The 7,450-nt window shown below is 71.6% G+C and carries 5 protein-coding genes, 1 tRNA gene and 1 pseudogene; all 7 read right to left on the reverse strand.

From position 1 onward, the window contains the following. A partial coding sequence (locus AC2W7A_RS07185) for an AI-2E family transporter (RefSeq protein ID WP_485990752.1) occupies positions 1-1,367 on the reverse strand: 1,367 nt, incomplete at its 3' end. After that, the gene (locus AC2W7A_RS07190) at positions 1,364-2,359 is read right to left on the reverse strand and encodes an aldose 1-epimerase family protein (protein ID WP_485990753.1); all 996 of its coding nucleotides are present in this window, start codon (positions 2,357-2,359) and stop codon (positions 1,364-1,366) included. The genes AC2W7A_RS07190 and AC2W7A_RS07185, both read right to left, overlap by 4 nt. Positions 2,360-2,532: 173 nt before the next feature. After that, positions 2,533-3,423 (reverse strand): Bax inhibitor-1/YccA family protein, encoded by an 891-nt coding sequence (locus tag AC2W7A_RS07195; RefSeq protein WP_485990754.1) that lies wholly within the window; start codon positions 3,421-3,423, stop codon positions 2,533-2,535. A 213-nt stretch (positions 3,424-3,636) separates the two neighbouring features. Further along, positions 3,637-3,711 (reverse strand) — tRNA-Leu (locus AC2W7A_RS07200). Between the two features lie 161 nt (positions 3,712-3,872). After that, positions 3,873-5,293 (reverse strand): annotated as a pseudogene (locus AC2W7A_RS07205) (NAD(P)/FAD-dependent oxidoreductase). A 37-nt stretch (positions 5,294-5,330) separates the two neighbouring features. Next, entirely contained in the window at positions 5,331-6,887 is a 1,557-nt protein-coding gene (locus tag AC2W7A_RS07210; RefSeq protein ID WP_485990755.1) for a DUF501 domain-containing protein, read from the reverse strand. A 122-nt stretch (positions 6,888-7,009) separates the two neighbouring features. Then, positions 7,010-7,450 (reverse strand): FtsB family cell division protein (locus AC2W7A_RS07215; RefSeq protein ID WP_485990756.1); only part of this gene is annotated, 441 nt, incomplete at its 5' end.

Raw genomic sequence — 7,450 nt, forward strand, 5'->3', positions numbered from 1 at the left:
TCGGCGGGAGCCGCCCGCGCCACGGCCCCTCGACGTCCCCCGTCGTCGCCCGAGGGCGCCGAGGTGCGGTCGTCGTCCGCGGTGGGGTCCGCGGGGCGCTCGGACAGGTCGATGCCGGCATCCGAGGCGGCCTCCTGGGCGGCGACGCCGTGGGCGGCCACGAGCTCCTGGCGGCGCTGGGGTGCACCGTCCCGCTGGCCGGAGCGGGAGGTGGCGTCCTCCCCGTCTGTCACCGGCGCATGTTCCTCACCGTCGTCGTAGGCCATGGCCTCCTCCTGCTCGTGCGCGTCATGCTCACGCTTCAGGCCGCGGACGAAGGCGTTGAGGAAGGCCAGCAGCGGCACCGCGAACACGGCCCCGACCAGGCCGAGTACGGCGGAGCCGCCGGCCACGGCCAGGAACACGGCCAACGGGTGCAGGGACACGGCCTTGCCCATCACGAGCGGCTGCAGGACGTTGGACTCCAGCTGCTGGACGATCAGCACCACGAGCAGCATGAGGAGCGCGTTCACGAGGCCGTTGGTGATCAGGGCAAGCACCACGGCCATGATGCCGGTGAGCACCGCGCCGACCATGGGGATGAAGGAGGCCAGGAACACGAGGACGGCCAGCGGGAAGGCCAACGGCACGCCGAGGAGCCACGCGCCGAGGCCGATGCCCACCGCGTCCACGAAGGCCACGAAGATCTGCACGCGCACGTACGAGCCGAGGGCCTTCCAGCCGGACAGGCCGGCGTTGTCCACGGAGGCACGATGGTCTCTGGGGACGAAGCGCAGCAGAAAGGTCCAGATGCGGCGGCCGTCGTAGAGGAAGAAGATCAGGGTGAACAGGGCCATGACGGTGCCGGCCAGGATGTTGCCCGCCGTGGAGCCGAAGCTGACGGCGCCGCCCATGATGGCGCCGGAGTTCTCCCGCACCGTGTTCAGGATGTCCTGCAGGCCGGAGCCGCCGTTGCCGTTCTGCTGCCACGGCATGGGGATGCCGGTGGACTCGAGCCACCTCCGGCCTGCCTCGATGCCCTGGCCGAGCTGCTCGGACATGTCCGCGAAGCCCACGGCCAGCTGCTGCCCGGACAGGGCCAGCAGGCCCAGGACCACCACGATGAGCAACAGCGTGCACAGCAGGGACGCTAGGATCCGCGGCGTGCGCATGCTGACCATCCAGGTATAGATCGGGCTGAGCAGCGTGGTCAGCAAGCCGGCGACGATCACCGGGATCACCAGCAGGCTGACGTGGCTGAGCAGCCAAATCAGCACGCCGGCCATGAGCAGGATGACGATCACGCGCCACGACCAGGCGGCGGCGACGGTCAGGCCGTAGGGCACGTCGCGGTCCACGCGGCGTGCGGTGGAGGCGGGGGTGGTCATCGGCGGGTGGTCCTCTCGTCGGTGGCGGCAGGGTTCTCGGCGGCGGGCGGGATCAGGCCCCAGCTGCCGGTGAGGCTCTGCCCGGGCTCGAGCCAGTGCAGGCCCTCCCCCGAGTTCAGGGCATCGGCGGGTGCCGTCATCGGCTCGACCGCGACGGCGGTGTCCCGGCCCGGCAGGCGGTCCGTGACGAACACATGAGTGTAGGCGAACACGGGATCGGACCACAGGGTGAGGGTGCGTCCGTCCGGAGCCATGAGCCGAGCCTCATGCCGGCCGCCCTCCCCGGGGGTCAGGCCAGTGAGGCAGACGTCCAGCGGGTCTGCGCCGACGCGGCGCCCCTGGCGGAAGTCCATGTCCGTAGCGGCGGCGTCCCGGGCGGCCACGGGGATGAGGCGCTCGTCCGCCTCGATCCACCGGCCGGCGTCCACCGCGAGCGTCAGCTCGTCCGAGGGCACGTCCCCGACCCGCAGGAAGGGGTGGTTGCCCAAGGCCGCGGGGGCCGGGCGGGCGGAGTGGTTGGTCAGCGTCTGGGAGACCGTGAGCGCGCCGCACTCCTCCAGGGCGTAGGAGACGCGGTGGGTCATGCGGAAGGGCCATCCGTGCTGCGGGTGGATCTCGCCGCGCAGAACCACGCCGGTGCCGGTCTTGCTCTCCAGCATCAGCTGGGTGTTGCGCAGCAGGCCATGGCTGGCATGGCCGCGGGAAGGCTCGGTGACGTCCAGCTGCTGGGTCTGCCCGTCCAGCGCCCAGCGGGCGTCCGCCACCCGGTTCGGCCAGGGGGTCATCTGAATGCCGTTGCCGGCCGGCGGGATCTCGTCCTCGCCGTAGGGCTCGGTGAAGTCCTCACCGGCCACGCGGTAGGTCCGCAGCGCCCCGGCCAACCCCACCACCACGGCCTCGGCGGCCCCACGGCGCAGGCGGTACTGCATACCGGTGGCGGCGGTGTCCTCGGCGAGCGACCCCTGCTCGTTCGGATCCACAGTGGACTCCACGGTCCCCTCCTTCGGATGGCGGCTCCGGACCGACGCGAACGGTGTCCGGACTGTGGAAGAGGCTACGCCTGTCCGGGCGGCCCCGGCGACTCCCCGGTCCGTACTGTGGACAGACGACGGCGCCCCCGTCCCGACCGGGACGGGGGGCGCCGTGCCGGAGCGGCGGGCGAGGGTCAGTCGTTGCCGCGGAGGATGGCGATGATGCGCAGAATCTCGACGTACAGCCAGATCAGGGTGACGGTCAGGCCGAACGCCACGGTCCAGGAGTACTTCTGCGGGGCGCCGTTGCGCACGCCCTGCTCGGCCATCTCGAAGTCCATGACCAGCGAGTAGGAGGCCAGCAGCACCGCGATGGCACCGATGATCAAGCCGAAGGCGCCGCTGCGCAGGCCGAACATGCCGTCCGTGACGCCCAGCAGGGACACCACGAGGTTCACCAGGCTGAACACGAGGTAGCCCAGCATCGCGATCATGAAGATCTTGGTCATCTTCGGGGTCGGGCGGAACTTGCCCGAGGAGTACAGAGCCAGCACCACGGCGAACACGGACAGGGTGGCCAGGACAGCCTGGACCACGATGCCGGAGAACTGGAACTCCATCATCATGGACAGGGCGCCGAGGAACAGGCCCTGCGCGCCGGCGTAGGCCAGGATCAGCGGGGCGGAGGGCTCCCGCTTGAAGGCATTGACCAGGCCGAGCACCAGGCCGACGATCGCGCCGACCAGGCCGATGCCCGGGAACATCCAGCCGACCACGGCGCCGACGACCACCAGCACCAGGCACATGCCGGTCTTGCCGATGATGTCGTTGTAGCTCATGCGGCCCGTGTCGCCCGCGTTCGCGGCCGGGGCGTTGTACATGTCCTCGAGCTGCTGCCCGCGGCCCTGCTGCTGCGCGTACTGGGTGGCCGCGTACTGGTCCTGGTAGGGCTGGCCGTACGGCTGGCCCTGGCCCTGCTGTGTGTAGGGGTTCTGGGTCTGCTGGCCGCCGCCGTACCAGCCGGGCTGCTGTCCGCCGCCCATCTGCTGCTGGAAGTTGCGACTCTTCATCACCGGGTTGGTCACGGGGCATTCTCCTTCACGAACGACTCGACCCGGGCCACGCCGAGGCTGCGTCGATGTGAGGCACCCGTCGGCGGACGGCGGGACATCTTCTGTGCGTCAGTCTATCGGTCCGGCGAAACTCACGGCAGGTCACCCGGCATGTTCAAGGTGTCTTGCCAGGTGCATTTCACAGAGAGCGGAAGCACAGGCCGCATCCGCCCGCGCCTGCACGCGTGCCCCCGGCGGGAGTCGAACCCGCACCGAAGACGATTTTAAGTCGCCTGCCTCTGCCAGTTGGGCCACGGGGGCGTGGCCACCGCTCCCCCGCGCCCGCGCACCGTACGGTGCGCCGCGGGAGGCGACGATGCGACGACGGCGACCGTCCCCGGCGAAGGGGAGGCCGCCGTCGTCGTGTCCGTTCCCGTGCCTGGTGAGGGGGCGACGGTCACGGACGGGGTCTCATGAGGGGATCAGGCCGAGGCCTTCTCCTTGGCCTCGAGCTGCCTCTTGGCGAAGCGGCCGAGCACCGGGGTGCCGCCGGCGGCCTTGAGGAAGGCGTTGCGCGGGCGGTCCAGGTCGTACACGGCGGTGGTGTCCCGGCCGAAGACGGTCTCCAGCACGAAGCCACCGACCACGCGGGCTTTGCGCTCCAGCTGCGGCAGCGCCATGGAGTGGTAGCCGCGGTGGGCGAGCCAGGCGATCGGGCCGAAGATCTTCACGCCCATCGGGTTGCCGACGCCCTTGCCGAAGCCGAGGCCGGCCACGGCTCCGAGGGACTTGTGCTCGTACTCCTGGACCTCGCCCTCGCCGTGGCGCACGGCGAGGTAGTTGGCCACGAGCCGCTTCGCCTGACGGCCGGCGTGCTGGGCGTTCGGGACGCACATGCCGCCCGGTCCGGCGCCGGTCAGGTCCGGCACGGCGCAGACGTCGCCGCAGCCCCAGGCGCCCTCGAGGACGCCGTTCTCCCCGTCCTTGACCTGCAGGGTGGCGGTGACCTCGATACGGCCGCGCTCCTCCACCGGGAAGTCGGTGCCTTGGCCACGGAGTTCGCCGCCACGCCGGCGGTCCACACCAGGGTGTCCGCGCCGAAGCGCTCCACCACGGACTTGTCCGCCATGGAGACCAGCTCCATCACGCCGCCCTCGGCGTTGCCCAGGGAGGTGTTCAGCAGCACCTCGATGCCGCGGCCGCGCAGGTGCTCCACGACCTGCTCGGCCTGCTCCTCGGAGACCTCCGGCATGATGCGGCCCATGGCCTCGACCATCGCGATGCGGACCTCGGACTGGGACAGCTGCGCGTTGCGGGCCACCGCGTTGCGGATGATGTCCTCCATCTCCGCGATGGTCTCCACGCCGGCGAAGCCGCCGCCGACCACCACGAAGGTCAGGGCGCGCTTGCGCTCCTCGCCGTCGGTCATGCGGGCGGCGGCATCCAGGCGCTCCAGGATCTGGTTGCGCAGGGCCACGGCCTCCTCGACGGTCTTCAGGCCGATGCCGGCCTCCGCCAGGCCCGGGATCGGGAAGGTGCGGGTGGTGGCGCCGGCGGTCATCACGATGTCCTGGTACGGCACCTCGAACTCGGCCCCGTCCGCGCCCTGCACCACGGCGGTGCGGCGGGCGTGCTCCACCTTCACCACGGCGCCGCGCACCAGCTCGGCGTCCTTGAGGTGGGTCGCGTGGTCCACCACGGCGTGACGGCCGTCGATGTGACCGCCCACCACCTCCGGCAGGAACGGCTGGTAGGTCATGTACGGCAGCGGGTCGACCACGGTCACGACACCGCCGCGATCCTTGATCTTCGTCTGCAGGGACTTGGCGATGTGGAAGCCGGCGTAGCCGCCGCCGACCACCAGGAGGCGAGGCTTGGGGGAGAGATCGGGGGTGACAGTCATGCCACTGATTCTAGGACTCCCGAGTGTCCGCTGGAAATCAGCGATCCGCCAGCGACAGCACGATCCCGTCCAGGATGTCCCGTTCGCTGGTGACGACCTCGTCCACGCCCGCGATGTCGCGCATCCGCTCGACGATCCGGGACCAGATGAGCGAACCCGCGCCGATCACGTCCACACGGCCCGGATGCATGAAGCCCATGGCGGAGCGCTCCGCGCGGGAGGCCTCCAGCAGGGCACGCGCGGAGGCGGTCACCTCGTCCACCGGCAGGACGGTGGCGTGGATCCGCTCGGAGTCGTACTCCTCCAGGCCCAGGGCGTGGGCCGTCACCGTGGTGACGGTCCCGGCCACCCCGACGACGGCACGCACCGTCTGAAGCGGCAGTCGCCCGGCGACGTGGTCCAGGATCCCGTCCACCCCCGCGGCGGCCGCGTCGACCTGCTCGGGCGAGGGGCCGTCGTCGGGGAGGAAGCGCTCGGTGAAGCGGACGCAGCCCATGTCCATGGACACGGCGTCCACGACCTCGCCGCCGGCCGTGCCCACCACGAACTCGGTGGAGCCGCCGCCGAGGTCCACCACGAGCACGTGGTCCTGCGGGTCCAGTCCGGCCGGCAGCGCCGAGACGGCGCCGCGGAAGGACAGGGCGGCCTCCTCGGCGCCGGAGACGACCTCCGGCTCGACACCGAGGCGCTGCCTCACCCCGTCCACGAAGACCTGGCGGTTCTGCACGTCGCGGGTGGCGGAGGTGGCCACGAACCGGACGGCGCCGGCGTGGTGGCGCTGCACCAGGCGGGCGTAGGCGTCCACCGCGGCGAAGGTGCGCTCCAGCGCCGCCGCGGAGAACTCCCCGGTGGCGTCCACGCCCTCGCCCAGGCGGACGATGGTCATCTCGCGGACCACGTCCGCCAGGGTCTGCGGGTCCTGTTCGTCCGGGCGCGAGATCAGCAGGCGGATGGAGTTGGTGCCGCAGTCCACGCCGGCCACCGTGACCTTCTTCAGTGCCTCGACCTTCTCCAGGTGCCTCACGTGGCGGGACAGGTCCTTGGTGGGCACCTCGGCGGAGGCGTCCCAGGCACCCTCGCAGCGGCAGGCGTCCGGGGTCCACCACTCGGCGATCTTCCCCAGCGCCTCGTCGCCCAGACGGTTGACGCCGGGGCCGGCGGCCAGGGCATGGCCGACCAGGACGTGCAGGCACTTCACCCGTTCGGGCATGCCGCCGGCGGAGATGCCGGCGATCTCCTTCACCTCGCCCACACCGGAGACCTGCCCGATGCGGTCGCGCTCGGCCAGGTAGGCCTCGTGCGCCGCGCGGTGGGCGGCGGCGAGCTCGGCGTCCTCGGCGAGCCGGTCGTTCATGCGGTTCATCTCCCCGTCCGCCTCGAGGCGGGAGACGGCGGCGGTGAGCACCGGGTGCGTCAGGTAGAAGGTGGTGGGGAACGGGATGCCGTTGGACAGGCGCGGGGCCGTGGTGGCCACCAGCGGGTTCCCGCACACGCAGCGCGCGCCGATCTCCACGACGTCGCGGACGGGGCGGCCCAGCTGCAGGGACAGCGTGTCCAGGTCCTGCTCGGTGACGGTGGTCTCGGCGATGCTCATGTGGGGTCCTCGTCAGGGTCGGTGCGGATGGTCGTCGGGTCGGTGGGGCCCGCAGGGCGGACGGGTCCCGCCCCGCGGCAGTGCGGCCGGGCCCGGGGGCCGGCACACGGGGCGGCCGTGTGTCACTCGGTGGCGGCACGCACCACGGAGTCCCAGAGGCCCTCGGCCCAGGGCAGGTCCTCGTTGACCGGCTCCTCACGGGTGCTGGCCGCCTCCTGAGGGGCCTGCTCGAGACGGTCCTGGCCGGTGACCCGGTAGAGGGTCTCCCCCGGCATGACCAGGTCCAGGCGGTCCCGCGCCTGCTGCTTCACGAAGTCCTCGTCCTCCCAGCGGGCGATGCGGTCCTCGTACTCCGCCTTCGTGCGGCGCTGGTCCTGGATGTCCTGCTCGGCCGCGGCGATCTCCAGCGACTGGTTGAGGTACACGCGCAGCGTGGGGGCCATCAGGGTGGCCGCGATGAAGATCACCGCGATCACGAGCAGCGAACGGCCGGTGACCGAGCGCGCCGGGACGGCCTGGGGCCGGCTGCGCGCCGACGCGCCGCGTCCTGGGCCGCCTGCTCG

Source organism: Micrococcus sp. LASM2_SD2, from assembly GCF_057364565.1.